General features: G+C 56.4%; 20 protein-coding genes. 11 read left to right on the top strand and 9 right to left on the bottom strand.

What is annotated here, in order from left to right; all coding sequences use genetic code 11:
- Positions 1 to 9: 9 nt before the first annotated feature.
- The 9 genes from aroD to leuL all read right to left on the bottom strand — a co-directional run bounded on the left by aroD (position 10) and on the right by leuL (position 10,190).
- Complete coding sequence (gene aroD, locus ABLV64_RS19310; protein WP_004204316.1) at positions 10 to 765, bottom strand: type I 3-dehydroquinate dehydratase; 756 nt, start codon at positions 763 to 765, stop codon at positions 10 to 12.
- 30 nt (positions 766 to 795) lie between these two features.
- Positions 796 to 2,010 carry an MFS transporter gene (locus ABLV64_RS19305; protein WP_348842996.1) on the bottom strand — a complete coding sequence of 405 codons (1,215 nt, stop codon included), beginning with the start codon at positions 2,008 to 2,010 and terminating at the stop codon, positions 796 to 798.
- A gap of 10 nt (positions 2,011 to 2,020) precedes the next feature.
- Positions 2,021 to 2,884: a shikimate dehydrogenase gene (locus tag ABLV64_RS19300; RefSeq protein WP_004204319.1), complete on the bottom strand. Its 864-nt coding sequence runs from the start codon at positions 2,882 to 2,884 to the stop codon at positions 2,021 to 2,023.
- A gap of 11 nt (positions 2,885 to 2,895) precedes the next feature.
- On the bottom strand, positions 2,896 to 4,929 hold the full coding sequence (locus tag ABLV64_RS19295) for an FAD-dependent oxidoreductase (RefSeq protein ID WP_217325117.1): 2,034 nt from the start codon (positions 4,927 to 4,929) through the stop codon (positions 2,896 to 2,898).
- A 397-nt stretch (positions 4,930 to 5,326) separates the two neighbouring features.
- Positions 5,327 to 5,932: a 3-isopropylmalate dehydratase small subunit gene (gene leuD, locus ABLV64_RS19290; protein ID WP_004204321.1), complete on the bottom strand. Its 606-nt coding sequence runs from the start codon at positions 5,930 to 5,932 to the stop codon at positions 5,327 to 5,329.
- 10 nt (positions 5,933 to 5,942) lie between these two features.
- Positions 5,943 to 7,343 (bottom strand): 3-isopropylmalate dehydratase large subunit, encoded by a 1,401-nt coding sequence (gene leuC, locus ABLV64_RS19285; protein WP_004177417.1) that lies wholly within the window; start codon positions 7,341 to 7,343, stop codon positions 5,943 to 5,945.
- A 2-nt stretch (positions 7,344 to 7,345) separates the two neighbouring features.
- A complete protein-coding gene (gene leuB, locus ABLV64_RS19280; RefSeq protein WP_348842995.1) occupies positions 7,346 to 8,437 on the bottom strand; it encodes a 3-isopropylmalate dehydrogenase in 1,092 nt (363 codons plus the stop codon).
- Positions 8,437 to 10,008 (bottom strand): 2-isopropylmalate synthase, encoded by a 1,572-nt coding sequence (gene leuA, locus ABLV64_RS19275; protein WP_004204323.1) that lies wholly within the window; start codon positions 10,006 to 10,008, stop codon positions 8,437 to 8,439. Before leuA ends, leuB begins: the two co-directional genes overlap by 1 nt.
- A 95-nt stretch (positions 10,009 to 10,103) precedes the next feature.
- The gene (gene leuL / locus ABLV64_RS19270) at positions 10,104 to 10,190 is read right to left on the bottom strand and encodes a leu operon leader peptide (protein ID WP_017901192.1); all 87 of its coding nucleotides are present in this window, start codon (positions 10,188 to 10,190) and stop codon (positions 10,104 to 10,106) included.
- Between the two features lie 614 nt (positions 10,191 to 10,804).
- Between leuL and leuO the strand changes: the two genes are divergently transcribed.
- The 11 genes from leuO to mraY all read left to right on the top strand — a co-directional run bounded on the left by leuO (position 10,805) and on the right by mraY (position 23,662).
- The gene (gene leuO, locus ABLV64_RS19265) at positions 10,805 to 11,773 is read left to right on the top strand and encodes a transcriptional regulator LeuO (protein WP_072140386.1); all 969 of its coding nucleotides are present in this window, start codon (positions 10,805 to 10,807) and stop codon (positions 11,771 to 11,773) included.
- A 394-nt stretch (positions 11,774 to 12,167) separates the two neighbouring features.
- Positions 12,168 to 13,892 carry an acetolactate synthase 3 large subunit gene (gene ilvI, locus ABLV64_RS19260; RefSeq protein WP_017901190.1) on the top strand — a complete coding sequence of 575 codons (1,725 nt, stop codon included), beginning with the start codon at positions 12,168 to 12,170 and terminating at the stop codon, positions 13,890 to 13,892.
- 2 nt (positions 13,893 to 13,894) lie between these two features.
- Positions 13,895 to 14,386: an acetolactate synthase small subunit gene (ilvN, locus tag ABLV64_RS19255; protein WP_002888536.1), complete on the top strand. Its 492-nt coding sequence runs from the start codon at positions 13,895 to 13,897 to the stop codon at positions 14,384 to 14,386.
- Positions 14,387 to 14,566: 180 nt separating this feature from the next.
- Positions 14,567 to 15,571, top strand: coding sequence for a catabolite repressor/activator (cra, locus tag ABLV64_RS19250; RefSeq protein ID WP_004145952.1), 1,005 nt, complete (start codon positions 14,567 to 14,569; stop codon positions 15,569 to 15,571).
- A 639-nt stretch (positions 15,572 to 16,210) separates the two neighbouring features.
- The gene (gene mraZ / locus ABLV64_RS19245; protein ID WP_004204327.1) at positions 16,211 to 16,669 is read left to right on the top strand and encodes a division/cell wall cluster transcriptional repressor MraZ; all 459 of its coding nucleotides are present in this window, start codon (positions 16,211 to 16,213) and stop codon (positions 16,667 to 16,669) included.
- Positions 16,670 to 16,671: 2 nt separating this feature from the next.
- Positions 16,672 to 17,613, top strand: a complete 942-nt coding sequence (gene rsmH, locus ABLV64_RS19240; RefSeq protein ID WP_004204328.1) for a 16S rRNA (cytosine(1402)-N(4))-methyltransferase RsmH — start codon at positions 16,672 to 16,674, stop codon at positions 17,611 to 17,613.
- Positions 17,610 to 17,975: a cell division protein FtsL gene (gene ftsL / locus ABLV64_RS19235; RefSeq protein ID WP_002888550.1), complete on the top strand. Its 366-nt coding sequence runs from the start codon at positions 17,610 to 17,612 to the stop codon at positions 17,973 to 17,975. The genes rsmH and ftsL overlap by 4 nt, the downstream gene beginning before the upstream one ends.
- Positions 17,976 to 17,990: 15 nt before the next feature.
- Positions 17,991 to 19,757: a peptidoglycan glycosyltransferase FtsI gene (locus tag ABLV64_RS19230; RefSeq protein ID WP_023291977.1), complete on the top strand. Its 1,767-nt coding sequence runs from the start codon at positions 17,991 to 17,993 to the stop codon at positions 19,755 to 19,757.
- Complete coding sequence (gene murE, locus ABLV64_RS19225; protein ID WP_017901188.1) at positions 19,744 to 21,231, top strand: UDP-N-acetylmuramoyl-L-alanyl-D-glutamate--2,6-diaminopimelate ligase; 1,488 nt, start codon at positions 19,744 to 19,746, stop codon at positions 21,229 to 21,231. The genes ABLV64_RS19230 and murE overlap by 14 nt, the downstream gene beginning before the upstream one ends.
- The gene (gene murF, locus ABLV64_RS19220; protein WP_217325116.1) at positions 21,228 to 22,586 is read left to right on the top strand and encodes a UDP-N-acetylmuramoyl-tripeptide--D-alanyl-D-alanine ligase; all 1,359 of its coding nucleotides are present in this window, start codon (positions 21,228 to 21,230) and stop codon (positions 22,584 to 22,586) included. The genes murE and murF overlap by 4 nt, the downstream gene beginning before the upstream one ends.
- The gene (gene mraY, locus ABLV64_RS19215; RefSeq protein WP_050533885.1) at positions 22,580 to 23,662 is read left to right on the top strand and encodes a phospho-N-acetylmuramoyl-pentapeptide-transferase; all 1,083 of its coding nucleotides are present in this window, start codon (positions 22,580 to 22,582) and stop codon (positions 23,660 to 23,662) included. Before murF ends, mraY begins: the two co-directional genes overlap by 7 nt.
- The last annotated feature ends 1 nt before the right edge of the window (position 23,663 follow it).

Below are 23,663 nucleotides of genomic sequence, written 5' to 3'. Positions count from 1 at the left end.
AAGGGGTTATCAGGAGAGAATATCCATCACTTCACGCAGCTTATTGATGGCGATCTGTCCCGGCGCGGAAGCTTGACCCACGGTACCGAAGGTCATGGCTGAGCCAAAAAGACGCCCGGTCACCCGGCTGACGCCGCCTGATTTTCCCATCGACATGGTGATCAGCGGGCGGGTGGCATACTTCTCTTTCATGGTCAGCGTGGCGGCGAGCAGGGTCAGAACGTCCTGCGGCGATTGCGGCATCACCGCGATCTTCGGCAGATCGGCACCCAGATCCTGCATGCGGCGCAGGCGATAGATGATATCTTCCTGGGCGGGGGTTTTATGAAAATCATGGTTACTCATGATCACTTTGACGCCCGCGGCATGCGCATCGTCAACCAGCGCGCGGATCTGCGCTTCATCATTGAACAGCTCGACATCGATGACATCAACCAGTCCACTGCGCGCCGCTTCGCGGTTGAGCGCGAAGTAGGCATCGTCGCTGAGCTCGGTCTCGCCGCCTTCTTTCTTGCTGCGGAAGGTGAACAGCAACGGCAGGGCTTTCAGCGCACCACGGATTTCCGCCAGCGCGGCCATCACCTGGGCCATCTCTCTGACCTGCGTAAAGTGATCAACGCGCCATTCGATGATATCGGCGCCGGCGTCGACCAGGCCGTGGGCGTTACCCAGTATTTCATCCAGCGTTTTGCCGATCAGCGGTACACAAATTAAGGTTTCCCCTTCCTGGAAGGTGATGTTCTTTACGGTAACTGCATTTGTCATGTAGGCATCCATTATTATTCGCGTTGAACCTCAGGCGGTGACTGCGGTGCGTGATACTTTTTGCGCCGCCCGAGCCTGCAGTTGACGATAGCCGATGTACAGGGCGATCACAAAGCCGATCACGGCGATCGCAAAATCAAACCACATAATGCTGGCAATACTGATCTGCGAAAGTTTGGCGGTGATCAGCGGGATCGTGAAGCTGGCGATACTGCCGGCGGTGTAGAAGATCCCGGTTGCCTTGCCTTTCCCGTTCGGGAAGCTCATCGCCATGATCGTCGCTCCCAGCTGTAGCACTCCGCCCGCGGCGGCAAAGCCGATGACAAAGGCGAAGCCGGTAACCATCATCGGCGTCGGGAACAGGCACACCAGCAGCAGCGAGACCATCGACAGGCCAGTATAGATGATCATGGCGACGGCAGAGCTGAACACCTCTTTGACGAAGGCAGCAGTCACGAAGACGCAGACCAACGACCCAACGGTATAGATGCTGAGCAGCTTAATCGCCGAGGCATAGGGCAGCCCGACCACGAACTGGCCGTACTGCGCCAGCCACTGGCTGACCAGATAGAACGTCGCCATGCCGATATAGCCGTACAGCGTGAAGATCATCATATCCAGTTTGTTGGCCTGCGGACGGGCGAACGTTTCCGCCTGTGGCTCAGGAGATTCCTCTTTTTTCGCTGCCTGGCTGTCAGGGAATGGCATTTTAAGCAGGTAAATCCCGCTCAGTACAAAGAGCGCCGCCGCAATCACGAACGACCAGCCGAACCATAGATTCGCCCAGATCAGGAAGCTGATAATGAACGGCAGCAGGAACTGCCCGGCGGAAACGAAGGCTTTGATCAGCACGTTGGCCCGGCTGGCGGAGTGCGGGAAAGATTCCATCAGCGCCGGATAGGTGCCGGAGTCGAGGAAGCTGTTCGCCAGGCCCGCCATAATGCCGAAGGCATAGGCCAGATAGATATTTTTGGTCAGCAGAATGCCGATAAAAAAGATCAGATAGCTGAGGATCCCCAGATAGATAAAGGGCTTACGACCAAAGCGATCCGACAGAAAGCCGGTCACGATGGTCGCTAACTTACCAATACCTAACGAGGAGATAACGATCGATACGCCGGCTTTATCTGTTCCCCACTGCTCCTGAAGATGAGCCATGTTGAGGGTGATCAGCAGCACCCCCATGCCATGAATCAGGTAGTTGAGGTACAGCCCTGCCGCGGTAGGGATGTATTTATTTTTCATCGCTTGCCCCTTAGAACAGGATGCTTTTGATGTAATCAACCGGCATCTGTTTACCCGTCCAGATTTCGAACGCGCGCGCGCCTTGCCACAGCATCATCCCGAGGCCGTTTAGCGTGCGGCAGCCTTTTTTCTCAGCCACTTCCAGCAGGTGGGTTTTGCGCGGGTTGTATACGACGTCGGAGACGATCAGATCCGGACGCAGAAAGCTGTCGTCCGGCAGCAGCATCTGGCCTTCGAACGGCTTCATGCCGACCCCGGTGGCATTGGTCAGGATCACGCTGCTATCGATTTCGGCACGCAGTTTGTCATGATCGTCAAGATCGAACAGATGGATCTCACAGCGCGTGTTGTTGCGGATCTTGGCGACCGTTTCTTCGGCGTTGGCGAAGAATTTATCGCGACGGTTGAAGATGGAGATCGCCTTCACGCCATCCAGTGCCGCCTGGACGCAGAGTGCGGTCGCCGCACCGCCGGCACCGAGCACGGTCATCTTCTTGCCAATGATATCGATACCCGCTTCGCTAAGGGCGCGCATATAGCCGGTGCCGTCGGTGATATGCCCGGTCAGGACGCCGCCGTCATTGACCACGGTATTCACCGCCCCGACCAGCTGCGCCGCCGGCGACAGCTTATCGAGATACTGGCAAATCTCGGTTTTGTTCGGCATAGAGACGTTAAAGCCGCGCAGCTTCAAAGCCCGGAAGCCCTGGACAACGTCTTTCAGCTCCTGATTACCGACTTCAAAAGCCAGGTAGACGTAGTCCAGCCCGAGATGGGCGAAAGCCTCGTTGTGCATGGTGGGCGACATGCTGTGGCGAATCGGGGTGGCTATCAGACCAATCAGCTCAGTGTGTCCAGTAATACGTTCTGCCATGACAAAAATCCTCAATAAGTTAGAAAGGGAATTCGTTGTGCTTCGCGGCTGCCCAGCGCACCCATGTCTTCGAGGGTGTCCAGCACGTTGCGGCCTTCGCGGATGCCGTCGATAATGCGTCGCGCCATCACGCTGTCGCCGATATTCATGATTTTGACGTTATTGGCATTGGCCCAGCGTTCGATCTCGTCGAGACCCGTCCGGTTGGCGCGCATCCCCAGACAGACAAAGCCGTAGTCGAAGGGGATATCGAAGGTGTGCTGTGTATTTTTCACCTGGAAATGGTCGGCAGCCACCGCCATCAGTTGCGTATTCATGTGCTGTTCGACCTGGTGCTCGTCGAGCATGGTCAACATGGCATTCTTGGTAATGATGTCGAGATCGCGACCGGCGGCGTCCTGCATTTCGATTAAGACCGCCTGCGCGCCGCGAGCGGTAAAGTATTCGATGACGTCGAGGCCAACGGCGCCCGCGCCGACAACGGCGATGCGTTTGCCCTCGACATGGGTAAATTTCGCCAGATTGTCGATCATGCCGGTAATGGAGAAGACTTTGCCTTCCGCGGCGTCAATATTCTCCCGCAGTCCAGCAATGGGCGGCAGCAGGGGGGTTGAGCCGGTGGCATTGACGATCAGATGTGGACGCAGGGCGGAAACCGAGGCCACGTCTGCCCGTTTGCCGACCTGCAGCATCAGGTTGTCCAGCGCGGCGATGCGGTTTTTCATAAACTGCGGGAAATCCGCGATGCGTTTTTTCTCCGGCAGACGGGCGATATCGCTGGCGAGACCGCCGACGTGATTTTTCGCCTCCAGCAGCCAGGTGTGGCAGCCGACTTCCGCCGCGGTGCAGGCGGCCTCCATCCCGGCAGTGCCGGCGCCGATGACGACCACGTTCGTTTCGCGATTAACGCGCCGCGTTTTGTAGGCATCGCCGTGAATGATGTCCGGGTTAATTGAACAGCGCAGCGGACGCGAGCGGGCGATGCGATGGTCGGCGCAGCCGATGTTGCAGGAGATGCATTTGCGCATCACGCGCTCTTTACCGCTTTGCACCTTCTGCACCCACTCCGGCTCGGCAATCAGACCGCGACCAATGGCAATGAGATCGGCATCGCCGCTGGCGAGGATATCCTCGGCCACCTGCGGGGTACGGATATTGCCGGCGATGACCGTGGGCTTATGGAATTTATCGCGCACCGCGCGGGAGAGGTAACGCTTCCAGCCATCCTCCAGCGACATCTGGTCGATTTGCAGATTCAGGTTGTCGTTCTGCGCCGCCGAGACGTTGATGATATCGACCTTCTCCTGACAGAGCTCAAGGATGCGCAAGGAATCTTCGAGGGTATTGCCGCCTTTGAGGAAGTCGTCGGCGCTGATGCGCAGGCTGACCGGAAAACGTGGCCCGACGCAGGCGCGAACTTTATCGACAATCAGACCTAATATTCGAGTGCGGTTTTCGACGCTGCCGCCAAATTCATCGGTGCGTTTGTTAAATAACGGCGATAAAAACTGGCTAATTAAATAGGAGTGGCCGGCATGAATTTCGGCGCAGTCAAAACCCGCGCGACGAACGCGCTCTGCGGCGTCCCCGAATTTTTCCACCGCGTGATAAATTTCCTCATGGGTCATTGGCCGCGGAATATTACCGTGCTTTTTCGAGGGCGTCGTCGAGGAGGAGAGCGGTGTCTGACCCTCGAGGCGGTAGGCATAAGCGGAAGCGCCAGCGTGATTTAACTGAATGGATACGCAGGCGCCGTGTTTATGCAGGGTCTCGGTTAATTTAAACAGCCGCGGGATATATTGATCGTTATCGATCCGCAGTTGGGTGGTGCCGTTGGAAGCGAAAGGGAAATCAATACAGATGTTTTCGATGGTGATAAGACCGGTGCCGCCTTTGGCCCGTAGTTCGTAGTATTCCAGCTGTTCCTGCGAGACCTCGCCATTGAGCGTAGCCATATTGGTGCCCATCGGGGGCATAATAATGCGGTTTTTTAGCGTCATGCCGTTGATGGTCAACGGACTGAAAAGGTGCGGATAGTGGCTCATCTCTTCTCTCCACAGGAGGCCGGGAGGCCGCTATGCGGGGGCCCGGGCGTGTCCTTAGTTAATATTTCTCTGTGGAAAAAGATAGCGAGGGGAAAAATTGAAAAATAATGTTTTTTTTTGCTGTGAGCTATAGGGGTTCTCTATGAGATTAACGCTTCTTTCACATTGTTATATTTTTATATTAAACACTCATACCTTATTTTTACTTGCAGTGAAGGGTTAATACATAAACCGCGCAGGTCAGGGGGAAGAAAGCGAAATCATTCGTCTTTATCGCGTGGGGCAGGCCAACGTCATGGGCTGACGTTCGAAGAATTAATATTGTTTTTTGTGCGTGAGATCTCAATTTTCTGCCGCAATAAATTAAAAAGCCCGGTCAAATGACCGGGCGCGAAGCTTAATTCATAAACGCCGGCAGCTTGTGCTCATAGTCGGAAATCGCCGCTTCATGTTGCAGCGTCAGGCCGATGCTATCCAGGCCATTAAGCATGCAGTGGCGACGGAAATCGTCGATCTTAAAGCTGTAGGTTTTATCCCCCGCTTTCACCACCTGCGCTTCCAGGTCCACTTCAAACGTAATGCCCGGGTTGGCCTGCACCAGTCTGAACAGCTCGTCGACCTGCTCATCGCTCAGCGTCACCGGCAGCAGCTGGTTGTTGAAGCTGTTGCCGTAGAAAATATCGGCAAAGCTTGGGGCGATAACGACTTTAAAACCGTAATCGGTCAGCGCCCACGGCGCATGCTCGCGGGAGGAGCCGCAGCCGAAGTTTTCCCGCGCCAGCAGGATAGAGGCGCCTTTGTACTCAGGAAAGTTCAGCACGAACTCCGGGTTCGGCTGTTGACCTTTATCATCGAGGAAGCGCCAGTCGTTGAACAGGTGCGCGCCAAAGCCGGTGCGGGTCACTTTCTGCAGAAACTGCTTGGGAATAATCGCGTCGGTATCGACGTTTGCAGCATCCAGCGGAACCACCAGGCCGGTATGTTGGGTAAATTTCTCTGCCATGATGGTCTCCTTACTTCAGATTACGGATATCGGCGAAATGGCCGGTCACAGCCGCCGCCGCGGCCATTGCCGGGCTCACCAGGTGCGTGCGTCCGCCGCGGCCCTGACGGCCTTCAAAATTACGGTTGCTGGTGGAGGCGCAGCGCTCGCCCGGGTTCAGGCGGTCGTTGTTCATCGCCAGACACATCGAGCAGCCCGGTAAGCGCCACTCAAAGCCGGCTTCGATAAAGATCTTATCCAGGCCTTCCGCTTCCGCTTGCGCTTTCACCGGACCGGAACCTGGTACCACCAACGCCTGGACGCCCGGCGCCACTTTACGCCCTTTGGCGATTTCCGCCGCGGCGCGCAAATCTTCGATACGCGAGTTGGTACAGGAGCCGATGAACACTTTATCGATAGCCACTTCCGTCAGCGGGATGCCGGATTTCAGTCCCATATAGGCCAGCGCTTTCTCAGCGCTGGCGCGTTCCACCGGGTCGCTGAATGACGCAGGATCGGGGATATTATCGGTGACCGAAATCACCTGGCCTGGGTTGGTGCCCCAGGTCACCTGCGGAGCAATCTCAGCCGCCTGCAGCGTCACCACGGTGTCAAATGTGGCGCCGTCGTCGGTTTTCAGGGTTTTCCAGTACGCCACCGCATCGTCAAAATCTTTGCCTTTCGGCGCGTGCAGACGGCCGCGTACGTAATTGAAGGTGGTTTCATCCGGCGCGACCAGGCCCGCTTTGGCGCCCATCTCGATCGCCATGTTGCACAGGGTCATGCGACCTTCCATGCTCAGATCGCGGATCGCTTCGCCGCAGAATTCCACCACGTGGCCGGTGCCGCCGGCGCTGCCGGTTTTACCAATGATCGCCAACACGATATCTTTGGCGGTGATGCCCGGCGCCGCTTTGCCTTGCACTTCGATTTTCATGGTTTTCGCACGACCCTGTTTCAGGGTCTGGGTCGCCAGCACATGTTCCACTTCGGAAGTGCCGATGCCGAAGGCCAGCGCGCCGAACGCGCCGTGGGTGGCGGTATGGGAGTCGCCGCATACAATGGTCATCCCCGGCAAGGTCACCCCTTGTTCCGGGCCCATTACGTGAACGATGCCCTGGTACGGGTGATTCAGGTCGTACAGCTCAACGCCGAACTCTTTACAGTTCTTAATCAGCTCCTGCATCTGAATGCGGGCCATCTCGCCGGACGCGTTAATGTCTTTGGTCTGCGTCGAGACGTTGTGATCCATGGTGGCGAAGGTTTTACCCGGCTGGCGCACCTGGCGGCCGTGGGCGCGCAGGCCGTCAAAGGCCTGCGGGGAGGTAACTTCATGCACCAGATGGCGGTCGATATACAACAGCGGGGTTTCGTTTTGCGCCTCATACACCACGTGCGCATCAAACAATTTTTCGTATAACGTCTTCGCCATGATTACACCCCTTCTGCGACATAGCGGGCAATGATATCGCCCATTTCATCAGTGCTGACCGCCACCGTGCCGCGCGCTAAGTCGCCGGTACGAATCCCTTCCTCCAGAGCGCGGTTAATCGCGCTTTCAATTGCGCTCGCCGCCTCGTTAGCGTCAAGGCTATAGCGCAGCAGCAGCGCCAGGGAGAGGATCTGCGCGATCGGGTTAGCGATATTTTTGCCAGCGATATCCGGCGCCGAGCCGCCTGCAGGCTCGTACAGGCCGAAACCTTGTTCGTTAAGGCTGGCGGACGGCAGCATACCCATCGAGCCGGTGATCATTGCGCACTCGTCGGAGAGGATGTCGCCGAACAGGTTGGAGCACAGCAGCACGTCGAACTGAGACGGATCTTTAATCAGCTGCATGGTGGCGTTATCGATATACATATGCGCCAGCTCAACGTCCGGATACTCTTTGCCGATCTCACTGACGATTTCGCGCCACAGAATAGAGGACTGCAGAACGTTGGCTTTATCGATGGAGGTCACTTTGTGACGACGTTTACGGGCAGATTCAAAAGCGATGCGCGCGATACGTTCGATTTCAAAGCGGTGATACACCTCGGTATCAAAAGCTTTCTCATGCTGACCGCTGCCTTCGCGGCCTTTCGGCTGGCCGAAGTAGATGCCGCCGGTCAGTTCGCGAACGCAGAGAATGTCGAAGCCGTTGGCGGCGATGTCGGCGCGCAGCGGGCAGAACTCTTCCAGCCCCTGATACAGTTTGGCCGGGCGCAGGTTGCTGAACAGTTTGAAGTGTTTACGCAGCGGCAGCAGGGCGCCGCGCTCTGGCTGTTCTGCGGGCGGCAGGTGTTCCCACTTCGGGCCGCCAACGGAGCCGAACAGGATCGCGTCCGCCTGCTCGCATCCGGCGACCGTCGCCTGCGGCAGGGGAGTTCCCTGGCGGTCGATGGCCGCGCCGCCGACGTCGTACTGGCTGGTGGTAATGTGCATGGCAAAACGTTGGCGCACGGCTTCCAGTACTTTCATCGCCTGGTTCATCACTTCCGGGCCAATGCCATCACCCGGCAAAACGGCAATATGGTAATTCTTCGACATTACACGGTTTCCTTATTGTTCTCTTTATTCTGAGCTTTGCGTTGCAATTCTTTTTCGACTTCGGCGGCGCGCCAGATGTTGTTCAGCACATGAACCATCGCTTTGGCTGACGACTCTACGATATCCGTTGCCAGACCAACGCCGTGGAAACGGCGGCCGTTGTAGTCAACGACGATATCCACCTGGCCCAGGGCGTCTTTGCCGTGGCCTTTCGCGCTTAAGCCATATTTCACTAATTCAATGTTGTAATTGGTGACGCGGTTAATCGCCTGGTAGATAGCATCGACCGGACCGTTGCCGTTGGCGGCTTCAGTTTTGATCTCATCCCCGCAGACCAGTTTGATCGAGGCGGTGGCGATATCGCTGGAGCCGGACTGAACGTTGAAGTAATCCAGGCGGAAATGCTCTGGCTCTTCCTGCTGCTTGTTGATAAAGGCCAGCGCTTCCAGATCGTAATCGAAGACCTGTCCTTTTTTGTCCGCCAGCTTCAGGAACGCGTCGTACAGGTGATCCAGGTTGTAATCGCTCTCCTGGTAGCCCATCTCTTCCATCCGGTGTTTCACCGCCGCGCGGCCGGAACGGGAGGTCAGGTTCAACTGCACCTGGTTCAGACCGATGGATTCCGGGGTCATGATCTCGTAGTTTTCGCGGTTCTTCAGCACGCCGTCCTGGTGGATACCGGAGGAGTGGGCGAAGGCGCCGGTGCCGACGATGGCTTTGTTCGCCGGGATCGGCATGTTGCAGATCTGGCTGACGGTCTGGCTGGTGCGCCAGATTTCATGGTGGTTGATATTGGTGTGCACGTTCATGATGTCTTTGCGCACTTTAATCGCCATGATGACCTCTTCCAGCGCGCAGTTGCCGGCGCGCTCGCCGATACCGTTCATCGCGCCTTCTACCTGGCGAGCTCCGGCGTGGACCGCGGCGAGGGCGTTGCCGACGGCAATGCCCAGGTCATCATGGGTGTGAACGGAGATAATGGCTTTGTCGATATTCGGTACGCGCTCATACAGGCCGCTGATAATGTTGGCGTACTCGAACGGCATGGTGTAGCCGACGGTATCCGGAATATTTATGGTGGTGGCGCCAGCGTTAATCGCTGCTTCCACGACGCGAGCCAGGTCAGCTATTGGCGTACGGCCGGCGTCTTCACAGGAGAATTCGACATCGTTAGTGTAATTGCGCGCCCGCTTCACCATATAAACCGCTCGCTCAATGACTTCATCCAGGGTGCTGCGCAGTTTGGTGGCGATATGCATCGGCGAGGTGGCGATGAAGGTGTGGATACGGAACGCTTCGGCCACCTTTAAGGATTCCGCCGCCACGTCGATATCTTTCTCAACGCAACGCGCCAGAGCGCATACGCGGCTGTTTTTGATGGTGCGCGCGATGGTCTGCACGGATTCAAAATCGCCCGGAGAAGAAACCGGGAAACCGACTTCCATCACGTCAACACCCATGCGCTCGAGGGCCAGAGCGATCTGCAGCTTCTCTTTGACACTCAGGCTTGCCTGTAACGCTTGTTCGCCATCACGTAAGGTCGTATCGAAAATAATGACTTGCTGGCTCATGGTTTGGATCCTTAGTCTGTGTCCTGGCGCCTTGTTGACGAGCATAAAAAAACCCGCGCCAAGGCGCGGGTTTTATAGTCTTGCTGGAAGATGACTTAACGCTGAACGTCGCCCAACAGCCTACCGCGCAAATGGCATGCGTTTAGTAGTAGTAGGCTGGTGATACGAGTGGTGCGAATCATTGCGTCAAACTCCAGATGAAATCGTTATGCTTTTAGAGTTACTGGATAGCCGTTTCAAAGTCAACCCCTGGCATGGAAAAAGCGTTTTTGGTCCACGGCGTGAATTAGCTAATTGTGCTGATGTTTGCCCTTTTTTGCCGAAGATCCTTTTTTGGCCCTGCGGGAGCGCACTGGGATATGTTTCATTTGACAATGTACTTTGCATTAAAGGCTTCGCTCACGATGCGCCGCGAGCGAGGCGGCAAAAAATCGCTATCTAAATGAAAAGATTATATTTATTTTTCGTGTGAATATCTCCACCCCTTAGCGGCTCTTTTTTCAATGATAAATGGTTGTTAATTTTATGGGGTAGAAAATAAAATGCTTTATTATTGCTTAAGTTACAGTTAATCATTGGTGTTGTTTTTATTTTTCTGAATTATGGTTAAACTCATCATCATTAAGTAACTAGTATGGTTTGAGCAGTTCACCTATTCTGGCGGTACCGGATTTACACTGCCACTCATAGCCTTGATATATTCCTAAAATACACCTTTGCTATTTTGCAAATGTCATTAGCATGATAAATGATATTTTCGCCGCTAATCATAGCGGTTTAGTAAAGGGAATTCATCGTGACGGCGGAACTAGATATGTTAATTGAAAGTCCAGAATATAAATCAGCCCCCGGACAGGAAGTCGTAAAACCTCAACTACGGATGGTTGATCTCAATCTGCTTACCGTTTTTGATGCGGTTATGCAGGAACAGAATATTACCCGTGCCGCCCATACGCTCGGCATGTCTCAACCGGCGGTGAGCAACGCGGTTTCACGTCTGAAAGTGATGTTTAATGATGAACTGTTTGTGCGCTATGGCCGCGGTATTCAGCCGACGGCGCGGGCCTATCAGCTCTTTGGCTCAGTGCGCCAGGCGCTGCAGCTGGTGCAAAACGAATTGCCAGGCTCCGGTTTTGAACCACTGAGCAGTGAGCGTGTTTTCAATCTGTGCGTCTGTAGCCCGCTGGATAACATCCTGACGTCGGTGATATTTAATAAAGTCGCTGAAATCGCGCCCAATATTCATTTAGTCTTTAAATCAGCGCTTAATCAAAATACGGAACATCAGCTACGTTATCAGGAAACGGAATTTGTGATCGGTTATGAAGAGTTCCGTCGCCCTGAGTTTGCCTGTGTGCCGCTATTCAAAGATGAAATGGTTCTGGTGGCCAGTCGCAACCATCCGCGTATCTCCGGACCGGTGATGGAGGCTGATATTTATCGCGAGGAGCATGCCGCGGTGGCTCTTGATCGGTATGCCTCATTCAGTCTGCCGTGGTATGACACGGCCGATAAACAAGCGCGCATCGCATATCAAGGTAATGCGATGGTCAGCGTATTAAACGTGGTGTCACAAACACAGATGGTGGCCATTGCGCCGCGCTGGTTGGCAAATGAGTTTGCCGATAAGTTAGCGCTGCAAATATTACCTCTACCGCTGAAGGTGAATAGCCGGACCTGCTATCTCTCCTGGCACGAAGCGGCGGGTCGCGATAAAGGCCATCAGTGGATGGAAGAGCTGCTGGTGGATATTTGTCAGCGCTGAGCCGATGGCAATGATCATGAAAGGGGCTTCGGCTCCTTTTTTTATATGATTGAATTACAAGAATGCAGAATTTTATGCTGTTTACTCTTTCAGTTGCTCTCCTCCCGTTAACAAAAAATGGATCAATTCCTGCTATCGCGCCTTTTCTCCGAGTATTTACTATTCTCTTTTCTTATCTCTGAAGCATTCCACCATATTTTCCTCTCTCCGCTTGTTTTTCTTCTTATTCCACTTAGAAAGCCCCTGTCGTGGCGAATTGCCTGCCTGCTGGCGAGCAGTTATGGTAGTGGCATGCAGTCCATTCACCTCAGTGCGGAGGGGTACCCCTTCGCATCGTGCGAGCGCGCGGAAATTGAGTTCCGCTGTCGTAAAACAATAAGCCTGGAGGCAAACCATGGAGATGTTGTCAGGAGCCGAGATGGTCGTCCAATCGCTTGTCGATCAGGGCGTCAAGCAAGTATTCGGCTATCCCGGAGGCGCAGTCCTCGATATCTATGATGCGTTACATACCCTTGGCGGTATCGATCATGTGCTGGTTCGCCACGAGCAGGCGGCGGTGCATATGGCGGATGGTCTGGCGCGAGCGACCGGGGAGGTCGGTGTGGTGCTGGTGACCTCAGGGCCTGGGGCGACGAACGCCATCACCGGTATCGCGACGGCCTATATGGACTCTATCCCGCTGGTGATCCTCTCAGGGCAAGTGGCGACATCGCTTATCGGCTACGATGCCTTCCAGGAGTGCGACATGGTGGGGATTTCCCGACCGGTGGTGAAGCATAGTTTCCTGGTGAAGCAGACCGAAGATATTCCCGGCGTGCTGAAGAAAGCCTTCTGGTTAGCGGCCAGCGGTCGCCCCGGGCCGGTGGTGGTCGATCTGCCGAAGGATATACTCAATCCGGCGAAGAAACTGCCGTACGTCTGGCCAGACGCGGTCAGCATGCGCTCGTATAACCCGACGACCAGCGGCCATAAAGGCCAGATTAAACGCGCCCTGCAGACCCTGGTGGCGGCGAGCAAGCCGGTCGTCTACGTCGGCGGCGGGGCGATCAATGCGCAATGCGAACCACAGCTGCGCGAACTGGTGGAAAAGCTGAAGCTGCCGGTGGCCTCCTCCCTGATGGGGCTGGGCGCTTTCCCGGCGACGCACTCGCAGGCGTTGGGGATGCTGGGCATGCACGGCACCTATGAAGCCAACATGACCATGCACCATTCAGACGTGATTTTTGCCGTCGGCGTTCGCTTTGACGATCGGACCACCAATAACCTGGCCAAATACTGTCCGAACGCGACTGTGCTGCATATTGATATCGATCCGACCTCAATCTCGAAAACCGTGCCGGCAGATGTGCCGATCGTCGGCGATGCCCGGCTGGTGCTGGAACAGATGCTGGAGCTGCTGGAACAGGAAGAGGCGCAGCAGCCGCTGGACGATATTCGCGACTGGTGGCTACAGATTGAGCAGTGGCGCGCCCGCCATTGTCTGCGCTACGACGACCAGAGCGATAAGATCAAACCGCAGGCGGTGATTGAAACGATCTGGCGACTGACCCAAGGCGATGCCTATGTCACTTCCGATGTGGGTCAGCACCAGATGTTCGCCGCCCTTTATTACCCCTTCGACAAACCGCGGCGCTGGATTAACTCCGGTGGTCTCGGCACCATGGGCTTTGGCCTACCGGCAGCGCTGGGGGTCAAAATGGCTCTGCCGGACGAAATGGTCGTCTGCGTGACCGGTGACGGCAGTATCCAGATGAATATTCAGGAACTTTCTACCGCGCTGCAATATGAACTGCCGGTCCTGGTGCTTAACCTCAACAACCGCTATCTGGGGATGGTGAAGCAGTGGCAGGATATGCTCTATTCCGGGCGCCACTCGCAGTCCTATATGGAGTCGCTGCCGGACTTTGTGCGTCTGGCGGAAGCCTATGGCCACGTTGGCATCCGCATCAGTGAGCCACAGGAACTGGAGACGAAGCTTGCTGAAGCCCTGGAGCAGGTGCGACAGCGCCGGCTGGTGTTTGTCGATGTCACCGTCGACGGCAGTGAGCATGTGTACCCCATGCAGATCCGCGGCGGCGGCATGGATGAAATGTGGTTGAGCAAAACGGAGAGGACCTGATTATGCGCCGGATATTATCGGTATTACTGGAAAACGAATCGGGCGCATTGTCCCGCGTTATCGGCCTCTTTTCCCAGCGCGGCTATAATATAGAAAGCCTGACTGTCGCCCCGACGGACGATCCGACCCTCTCCAGGATGACCATCCAGACCGTGGGCGATGAAAAAGCGATCGAGCAGATTGAAAAGCAGCTGCACAAGCTGGTGGATGTCCTGCGGGTCAGCGAGCTGGGGCAGGGGGCTCATGTCGAACGCGAAATCATGCTGGTGAAGGTCCAGGCCAGCGGTTACGGCCGTGAAGAAGTGAAGCGCAACACCGAAATCTTTCGTGGACAGATTATCGACGTGACGCCTTCTATCTATACCGTTCAACTCGCCGGCACCAGCGATAAGCTCGACGCTTTCCTGGCCTCCCTGCGCGATGTCGCTCGGATCGTGGAAGTGGCTCGCTCCGGCGTGGTCGGCCTGTCTCGCGGTGATAAAATCATGCGCTGAGGATCGGGAACTGATGCAAAAATAGCCCGGCAGCGACTGTCGGGCTTTTTTTTTGCGAAATCAGTAGGAACTGTAAGCGAAAGCGGTTGCTGCGCTAACTATTCTGCGCTTAGATGTTATAAAAAGGGTTCCATACCTGAATAATGGTTATGTTTGGCACTTCTTACCCAAGGGGCAATTGTGAAACTGGATGAAATCGCCCGGCTGGCCGGTGTTTCAAGAACCACCGCGAGCTATGTGATTAATGGCAAAGCGAAGCAGTACCGCGTAAGCGACAAAACGGTCGAAAAAGTGATGGCTGTCGTGCGAGAGCACAACTATCACCCGAATGCGGTCGCTGCTGGCCTGCGTGCAGGACGCACACGCTCTATCGGTCTGGTGATCCCGGATCTGGAGAACACCAGCTATACCCGCATTGCAAATTATCTGGAGCGGCAGGCGCGCCAGCGCGGCTATCAGTTGCTGATTGCCTGCTCGGAGGATCAGCCCGATAACGAAATGCGCTGTATCGAGCATCTGCTACAGCGCCAGGTGGACGCCATCATTGTTTCCACCTCGCTGCCGCCGGAGCACCCTTTTTATCAGCGCTGGGCTAACGATCCGTTTCCGATTGTCGCCCTCGACCGCGCCCTTGACCGCGAGCACTTCACCAGCGTCGTCGGCGCTGACCAGGATGATGCCGAGATGCTCGCCGCCGAGTTGCGGACTTTTCCCGGCGAAACGGTGCTTTATCTGGGCGCGCTGCCGGAACTGTCGGTGAGCTTCCTGCGCGAGCAAGGCTTCCGTAAAGCCTGGCAGGACGATCCGCGTGAGGTGCATTATCTCTATGCCAACAGCTACGAGCGAGAAGCGGCGGCCCAGCTGTTTGAGAAATGGCTTGAAACCCATCCGATGCCGCAGGCGCTGTTCACCACCTCTTTCCCGCTGCTGCAGGGCGTCATGGATGTGACGCTGCGCCGTGAGGGTAAACTGCCTTCCGAGCTGGCGATCGCCACCTTCGGCGATAATGAGCTGCTCGATTTCCTGCAGTGTCCGGTACTGGCCGTGGCCCAGCGCCATCGCGATGTCGCTGAGCGGGTGCTCGAGATCGTCCTCGCCAGCCTCGATGAACCGCGCAAGCCGAAGCCGGGCCTCAGCCGTATTCGTCGTAATCTTTATCGCCGCGGCAGCCTGAATCGCCGTTAAGGGCGCAATATCGTCAGCACCCAGGATTAATCCTGGCAGGCCTGCCAGAGAGCAGGCCGCTGGCGATAAATCAGGCAACTGACGTCCAGAATGCAAAACTGAATATATTTCAGACAAATCCCTAAACTTCTTTACGCGTTATTTTGTTTTATTCGCTGGCAATCGTTTTGCGACTCAAAACGGGACACAAAAATGATTGTGCCGGCTTTAATTGTATTATTTTGTTACATTCACCAGGTTAATTGCTGAATTAACACCCATTTTGTTAGCCCCAACCTTTCTCTCCTGCCTTATCCCGCGCCTGGTCAGCCCTTCAGCCAGCAACAGGTACTGTTAACGGCCGGCATAATGGCCTAAAATGCCGCTCGCGTCGCAAACTGACACTTTATATTTTCCCGCCGAAGATATTTTGATGTTTATAACTGTTACGAGTTTGTTGGTTATTTTCTTACACGTATTCATAACGTTAATTTGCCTCGCCTGTTGATGATTTTTTCATCAGGGCTAATGTCGGCTGTAAATAATGGGTTTTTGAGCTCCGTTGGCATTCGTGCTGGCTTGACAAGCTTTTCCTCCGCTCCGTAAACTCCTTGTGGTGGGAATTTGTGGGATAAAGTGGCGAAAAGGGGTGAGGCTGGCATGTTCCGTGGAGCAACGTTAGTCAATCTCGACAGCAAAGGCCGCCTGGCCGTGCCAACGCGCTATCGCGATGGGCTGATCGAGGACGCTGCCGGTCAATTGGTATGCACCATTGACATTCATCACCCGTGCCTGCTGCTTTATCCATTGCCTGAATGGGAAGTCATCGAGCAGAAATTGTCGCGTTTATCGAGCATGAATCCCGTTGAGCGGCGCGTACAGCGTTTGCTTCTGGGTCATGCCAGCGAATGTCAGATGGATAATGCCGGTCGCTTGCTGATAGCGCCGGTGTTACGGCAGCATGCCGGGCTGACAAAAGAAGTGATGCTGGTCGGGCAGTTTAATAAATTTGAACTGTGGGACGAAACGACCTGGTATCAACGGGTCAAGGAAGATATCGACGCTGAGCAGTCCGCGACCGGTGAACTGTCGGAGCGCCTGCAGGATTTGTCTTTATAAAAATGATGGAAAATTTTAAACACACTACGGTACTTCTGGATGAAGCCGTCAACGGCCTCAATATTCGTCCAGACGGTATCTATATTGATGGTACCTTTGGTCGCGGCGGTCACTCGCGCCTGATCCTCTCCCAACTGGGAGCGGAAGGACGCTTGCTGGCAATCGATCGCGATCCTCAGGCGATTGCCGTCGCGCAAACCATCGATGATCCCCGCTTTTCCATCGTACATGGTCCATTTTCACAGCTTGCTGAGTACGTCGGCGAGCGCAATCTTACCGGTAAGATCGACGGCATTCTGCTCGATCTTGGCGTCTCTTCCCCGCAGCTTGACGATGCGGAACGCGGCTTTTCCTTTATGCGTGACGGGCCGCTGGATATGCGCATGGATCCGACGCGCGGTCAGTCCGCGGCCGAATGGCTGCAGACCGCTGAAGAAGCGGATATCGCCTGGGTGATTAAAACCTTTGGCGAAGAGCGTTTCGGTAAACGGATCGCCCGCGCGATCGTCGAACGTAATCGCATTGCACCGATGACCCGCACCAAAGAGCTGGCGGAGGTCATCGCCGCGGCGATGCCGGTAAAAGATAAGCACAAACATCCCGCGACCCGTACCTTCCAGGCGGTGCGCATTTGGGTAAACAGTGAACTGGAGGAGATAGAGCAGGCGCTAAAAAGCTCGCTCAGCGTGCTGGCCCCGGGCGGGCGGCTGTCGATCATTAGTTTTCATTCGCTGGAAGATCGCATTGTAAAGCGCTTTATGCGTGAGCAAAGCCGCGGTCCGCAGGTTCCGGCGGGAATACCGATGACCGAATCGCAGCTCAAAAAACTGGGCGGCCGTGAGTTACGAGCACTAGGCAAGTTGATGCCGGGCGAAGAAGAGGTGGCAGAGAATCCACGTGCCCGTAGTTCAGTGCTGCGTATCGCAGAGAGGACGAACGCATGATCGGCAGAGTGACAGAGGCCTTAAGCAAAGTTAAAGGGTCGATTGGAAGCAACGAGCGCCATGCTTTGCCTGGCGTGATCGGGGACGACCTTCTGCGGTTTGGGAAACTGCCACTCTGCCTGTTCATTTGCATCATTATTACGGCGATTACCGTGGTCACCACCGCGCACCACACGCGCCTGTTGACCGCGCAGCGTGAACAACTGGTTCTGGAACGCGACGCCCTGGACATTGAGTGGCGCAACCTGATCCTCGAAGAGAACGCGCTCGGCGATCACAGTCGGGTTGAACGGATCGCGACCGAGAAGTTGCAGATGCAGCACGTCGATCCATCACAAGAAAATATCGTTGTACAGAAATAAGGATTATTGCGACGGATGAAAGCAGCGCCAAAAACGCCAAAAGCAAAACGTCAGGAAGAACAGGCCAACTTTATCAGTTGGCGTTTTGCGTTGCTGTGCGGCTGCATTCTGCTGGCGTTGACTTTCCTGCTGGGGCGCGTTGCCTGGCTACAGGTAGTCAGCCCGGATATGTTGGTGCGTCAGGGCGATATGCGTTCCCTGCGCGTACAGGAAGTGTCCACCGCGCGCGGGATGATTACCGACCGCTCCGGACGTCCACTGGCGGTCAGCGTGCCGGTGAAAGCTATCTGGGCCGATCCGAAAGAACTCCATGATGCCGGCGGGGTAACCCTGGATACGCGCTGGAAGGCGCTGGCGGATGCCCTCAATATGCCGCTGGATCAGCTGGCGACGCGCATCAATACCAATCCGCGGATGCGTTTCATCTATCTGGCGCGTCAGGTTAACCCTGACATGGCCGACTACATCAAAAAACTGAAGCTGCCGGGCATTCATCTGCGTGAAGAATCCCGTCGTTACTACCCTTCCGGGGAAGTGACCGCTCACCTCATCGGTTTTACCAACGTCGACAGCCAGGGGATTGAAGGGGTCGAAAAAAGCTTTGATAAATGGCTCACCGGCCAGCCGGGCGAGCGTATCGTGCGTAAAGACCGCTATGGCCGGGTAATTGAAGACATCTCTTCCACCGACAGCCAGGCGGCGCACAACCTGGCGCTGAGTATCGACGAGCGTCTGCAGGCGCTGGTCTATCGTGAGCTGAACAACGCCGTGGCCTTTAACAAAGCCGAGTCCGGCAGCGCGGTGTTAGTGGACGTGAACACCGGCGAAGTGCTGGCGATGGCCAACAGCCCGTCCTACAACCCAAACAACTTTGCCGGCACGGCGAAAGACACCATGCGTAACCGCGCCATCACCGACGTGTTCGAACCGGGTTCGACGGTGAAGCCGATGGTGGTGATGACGGCGCTGCAGCGCGGTATCGTCAACGAAAATACCGTGCTCAATACCGTGCCTTATCGAATTAACGGCCACGAAATTAAAGACGTGGCGCGCTACAGCGAATTGACCCTGACCGGGGTACTACAGAAGTCGAGTAACGTCGGTGTTTCTAAGCTGGCGTTAGCGATGCCGTCCTCAGCGTTAGTAGATACTTACTCACGTTTTGGGCTTGGAAAGGCGACCAATTTGGGGTTGGTCGGAGAACGCAGTGGCTTATATCCTCAAAAACAACGGTGGTCTGACATAGAGAGGGCCACCTTTTCTTTCGGCTACGGGCTAATGGTAACCCCGTTACAGTTAGCGCGAGTCTACGCAACGATTGGCAGCTACGGCATCTATCGCCCGCTGTCGATTACCAAAGTTGATCCACCGGTTCCGGGCGAACGTGTCTTCCCGGAATCACTCGTTCGTACCGTCGTTCATATGATGGAAAGCGTGGCGCTGCCTGGCGGCGGCGGCGTGAAAGCGGCGATCAAAGGCTATCGCATCGCGATTAAAACCGGTACGGCGAAAAAAGTGGGGCCGGATGGCCGCTACATCAACAAATATATTGCTTACACCGCAGGCGTTGCGCCCGCCAGCCATCCGCGCTTTGCGCTGGTGGTGGTGATCAACGACCCGCAGGCAGGTAAATACTACGGTGGCGCCGTTTCCGCGCCGGTGTTCGGTGCCATCATGGGCGGCGTATTGCGCACCATGAACATCGAGCCGGATGCGCTGGCAACGGGCGAAAAAAGTGAATTTGTAATTAATCAAGGCGAGGGAACAGGTGGCAGATCGTAATTTGCGCGACCTTCTCGCTCCATGGGTGCCAAACGCACCGGAGCGCATTCTGCGAGAGATGACGCTGGACAGCCGGGTGGCTGCTTCCGGCGATCTCTTTATCGCGGTACAGGGTCATCAGGCGGACGGGCGTCGTTATATCCCGCAGGCGATAGCGCAAGGTGTGGCTGCCATTATTGCTGAAGCCCAGGGCGAAGCTAAAGACGGTGAGATCCGTGAAATGCACGGCGTGCCGGTTATCTACCTGAGCCAGCTTAACGAACGCTTATCGGCGCTGGCCGGGCGTTTTTATCATCAGCCGTCGCAGCAGCTGCGTCTGGTGGGCGTGACCGGTACCAACGGCAAAACCACCACCACCCAGCTTCTGGCGCAATGGGCGAAACTGCTCGGCGAAACCAGCGCGGTGATGGGGACCGTCGGCAACGGCCTGCTGGATAAAGTGGTGCCGAGCGAAAACACCACCGGTTCTGCGGTCGATGTTCAGCACGTGCTTTCCGGTCTGGTCGAGCAGGGGGCAACCTTCGGCGCGATGGAAGTCTCTTCCCACGGGCTGGTGCAGCACCGCGTGGCGGCCCTGCAGTTTGCTGCCTCGGTATTTACCAACCTGAGCCGCGACCACCTCGACTACCATGGCGACATGGCGCACTACGAAGCGGCGAAATGGCTGCTGTACTCCACCCACCATTGCGGCCAGGCCATCGTCAACGCTGACGATGAAGTCGGTCGTCGCTGGCTGGCGAAGCTGCCGGACGCGGTGGCGGTGTCGATGGAAGATCATATCAATCCGAACTGCCACGGCCGCTGGCTGAAGGCCACCGCGGTCAACTATCACGACAGCGGCGCCACCATCCAGTTTGACTCCAGCTGGGGCAACGGTGAAATCGAAAGCCGCCTGATGGGCGCCTTTAACGTTAGCAACCTCCTGTTGGCGCTGGCCACGCTGCTGGCGCTGGGCTATCCGCTGGCCGATCTGCTGAAAACTGCGGCGCGTTTACAGCCGGTATGCGGCCGTATGGAAGTGTTCAGCGCGCCCGGTAAACCGGCGGTGGTGGTGGATTATGCCCATACCCCTGACGCGCTGGAAAAAGCACTGCAGGCCGCGCGCCTGCACTGCAGCGGCAAGCTGTGGTGCGTCTTCGGCTGCGGCGGCGACCGTGACAAAGGCAAGCGTCCGCTGATGGGGGCGATTGCAGAAGAGTTCGCCGATATTGTGGTCGTCACTGACGACAACCCGCGTACCGAAGAACCGCGGGCGATTATCAACGATATTCTGGCCGGCATGCTCGATGCAGGTCATGCAAAAGTGATGGAAGGCCGTGCGGAAGCGGTGACCAACGCCGTGATGCAGGCGCAGGAGAACGACGTGGTGCTGGTGGCGGGTAAAGGCCATGAAGATTACCAGATCGTCGGTAACCGTCGTCTGGATTATTCCGACCGCGTCACCGTCGCGCGTCTGCTGGGAGCGGTAGCATGATTCGCTTTACGTTAAGCCAGCTCGCCGCGATCGCCCATGGCGAACGGCAGGGTAGCGATATCGCTATCGACGAGGTGACCACCGACACCCGTAAAGTCACAGCGGGCTGCCTGTTTGTGGCGCTAAAAGGCGAGCGTTTCGACGCCCATGATTTTGCCGAACAGGCAAAAGCGGCAGGCGCCGGCGCGCTGCTGGTGAGCCGTCCGCTGGCCTGCGATCTCCCGCAGGTGATCGTGAAAGATACCCGGCAGGCTTTCGGCGAGTTAGCCGCCTGGGTCCGTCAGCAGGTGCCGACCCGCGTCGTCGCCCTAACCGGCTCGTCAGGTAAAACCTCGGTCAAAGAGATGACCGCGGCGATCCTCAGCCAGTGCGGCAACACGCTGTATACCGCCGGCAACCTGAACAACGATATCGGCGTACCGATGACTCTGCTGCGTCTGACCAAAGAACATCAGTACGCGGTGATTGAGCTCGGCGCCAACCACCAGGGCGAAATCGCCTGGACCGTCAGCCTGACGCGTCCTGAAGCGGCGCTGGTCAACAACCTTGCCGCCGCGCACCTTGAAGGTTTCGGCTCGCTGGCGGGCGTGGCGAAGGCGAAGGGCGAAATCTATACCGGTCTGCCGGAAAACGGCATCGCCATTCTCAATGCCGACAACAACGACTGGCTGAACTGGCAGGCAGTGATTGGCGATCGCAAAGTGTGGCGCTTCTCACCGAATGCGGCCAACAGCGATTTCACTGCGACTAACGTGCAGATCACCAGCCACGGCACCGAATTTACGCTGCAGACTCCAACCGGTAACGTTGATGTACTGCTGCCGCTGCCGGGACGCCACAACATCGCTAACGCGCTGGCGGCGACCTCGCTGGCGATGGCGGTAGGCGCCGATCTGGCGGCGGTGAAAGCCGGTCTGGCGCAGCTGCAGGCCGTTCCGGGACGTCTGTTCCCGATCCGCCTGACCGAGAGCCAGCTGCTGCTGGATGACTCCTATAACGCTAACGTCGGTTCGATGACCGCAGCGGTGCAGGTCCTGTCAGAGATGCCGGGCTTCCGGACGATGGTGGTCGGCGATATGGCCGAACTTGGCGCGGAAAGCGCGGCTTGCCACCGTGAAGTCGGCGAAGCGGCGAAAGCGGCAGGGCTGGATTGCGTTCTCAGCGTCGGCGTCTTGAGCGCGGATATCAGCCGCGCCAGCGGCGTGGGCGAACATTTTAACGATAAAGCCGCCGTGGTGGCTCGCCTGCGCGAGCTGCTGGCGGAGCATAAGATAATGACCATTTTAGTGAAGGGTTCACGTAGTGCCGCCATGGAAGAGGTAGTACGCGCATTACAGGAGACTTGGACATGTTAGTATGGCTGGCCGAACATTTGGTCAAATATTATTCCGGCTTTAACGTCTTTTCGTATTTGACGTTTCGCGCCATCGTCAGCCTGCTGACCGCGCTGTTCATCTCTCTGTGGATGGGCCCGCGCATGATCGCCCGTCTGCAAAAACTCTCCTTCGGCCAGGTGGTTCGTAACGACGGTCCGGAGTCTCATTTCAGTAAGCGCGGTACCCCGACCATGGGGGGGATCATGATCCTCACCGCGATCACTGTGTCGGTGCTGCTGTGGGCTTACCCGTCCAACCCGTACGTCTGGTGCGTGCTGACGGTGTTGATCGGCTACGGCATCATCGGCTTCGTTGATGATTACCGTAAAGTGGTGCGCAAAGACACCAAAGGTCTGATCGCCCGCTGGAAGTACTTCTGGATGTCGGTGATTGCCCTTGGGGTAGCCTTTGCCCTGTATCTGGCGGGGAAAGACACCCCGGCGACCGAGCTGGTGGTGCCGTTCTTTAAAGACGTCATGCCGCAGCTGGGGCTGTTCTATATCGTGCTGGCCTACTTCGTGATCGTCGGCACCGGCAACGCGGTTAACCTGACCGACGGTCTCGACGGCCTGGCGATCATGCCCACCGTCTTCGTCGCGGCGGGTTTTGCGCTGGTGGCGTGGGCGACCGGTAACATGAATTTCGCCAACTACCTGCACATTCCTTATCTGCGCCACGCCGGCGAACTGGTGATCGTCTGTACGGCGATCGTCGGCGCGGGGCTGGGCTTTCTGTGGTTTAACACCTACCCGGCGCAGGTCTTTATGGGCGACGTCGGTTCGCTGGCGCTCGGCGGTGCGCTGGGCATTATCGCCGTGCTGCTGCGTCAGGAATTCCTGCTGGTGATTATGGGCGGCGTTTTCGTGGTGGAGACCCTGTCGGTGATCCTGCAGGTTGGCTCCTTTAAGCTGCGCGGTCAGCGTATCTTCCGCATGGCGCCGATCCACCACCACTATGAACTGAAAGGCTGGCCGGAGCCGCGCGTTATCGTGCGCTTCTGGATTATTTCGCTGATGCTGGTGCTGATTGGCCTGGCGACGCTGAAGGTACGTTAAT

Origin of the sequence: Klebsiella sp. JB_Kp031, assembly GCF_040064295.1 — a bacterium.
Lineage (GTDB): Bacteria > Pseudomonadota > Gammaproteobacteria > Enterobacterales > Enterobacteriaceae > Klebsiella > Klebsiella quasipneumoniae.
The sequence above is the reverse complement of the archived record's forward strand: the minus strand, read 5'-3'. Positions and strand labels throughout refer to the sequence as shown.

What these genes read in the sequence shown, in the direction of transcription:
- ftsL (WP_002888550.1), top strand. Translation starts at nt 17,610, where the DNA reads ATGATCGGCAGAGTGACAGAGGCCTTAAGCAAAGTTAAAGGGTCGATT.
- ilvI (WP_017901190.1), top strand. Translation starts at nt 12,168, where the DNA reads ATGGAGATGTTGTCAGGAGCCGAGATGGTCGTCCAATCGCTTGTCGAT.
- leuB (WP_348842995.1), bottom strand. Translation starts at nt 8,437, where the DNA reads ATGTCGAAGAATTACCATATTGCCGTTTTGCCGGGTGATGGCATTGGC.
- ABLV64_RS19300 (WP_004204319.1), bottom strand. Translation starts at nt 2,884, where the DNA reads ATGGCAGAACGTATTACTGGACACACTGAGCTGATTGGTCTGATAGCC.
- mraY (WP_050533885.1), top strand. Translation starts at nt 22,580, where the DNA reads ATGTTAGTATGGCTGGCCGAACATTTGGTCAAATATTATTCCGGCTTT.
- murF (WP_217325116.1), top strand. Translation starts at nt 21,228, where the DNA reads ATGATTCGCTTTACGTTAAGCCAGCTCGCCGCGATCGCCCATGGCGAA.
- ABLV64_RS19230 (WP_023291977.1), top strand. Translation starts at nt 17,991, where the DNA reads ATGAAAGCAGCGCCAAAAACGCCAAAAGCAAAACGTCAGGAAGAACAG.
- leuA (WP_004204323.1), bottom strand. Translation starts at nt 10,008, where the DNA reads ATGAGCCAGCAAGTCATTATTTTCGATACGACCTTACGTGATGGCGAA.
- rsmH (WP_004204328.1), top strand. Translation starts at nt 16,672, where the DNA reads ATGATGGAAAATTTTAAACACACTACGGTACTTCTGGATGAAGCCGTC.
- leuC (WP_004177417.1), bottom strand. Translation starts at nt 7,343, where the DNA reads ATGGCGAAGACGTTATACGAAAAATTGTTTGATGCGCACGTGGTGTAT.
- mraZ (WP_004204327.1), top strand. Translation starts at nt 16,211, where the DNA reads ATGTTCCGTGGAGCAACGTTAGTCAATCTCGACAGCAAAGGCCGCCTG.
- leuL (WP_017901192.1), bottom strand. Translation starts at nt 10,190, where the DNA reads ATGATTCGCACCACTCGTATCACCAGCCTACTACTACTAAACGCATGC.
- leuD (WP_004204321.1), bottom strand. Translation starts at nt 5,932, where the DNA reads ATGGCAGAGAAATTTACCCAACATACCGGCCTGGTGGTTCCGCTGGAT.
- aroD (WP_004204316.1), bottom strand. Translation starts at nt 765, where the DNA reads ATGACAAATGCAGTTACCGTAAAGAACATCACCTTCCAGGAAGGGGAA.
- ABLV64_RS19305 (WP_348842996.1), bottom strand. Translation starts at nt 2,010, where the DNA reads ATGAAAAATAAATACATCCCTACCGCGGCAGGGCTGTACCTCAACTAC.
- ABLV64_RS19295 (WP_217325117.1), bottom strand. Translation starts at nt 4,929, where the DNA reads ATGAGCCACTATCCGCACCTTTTCAGTCCGTTGACCATCAACGGCATG.
- ilvN (WP_002888536.1), top strand. Translation starts at nt 13,895, where the DNA reads ATGCGCCGGATATTATCGGTATTACTGGAAAACGAATCGGGCGCATTG.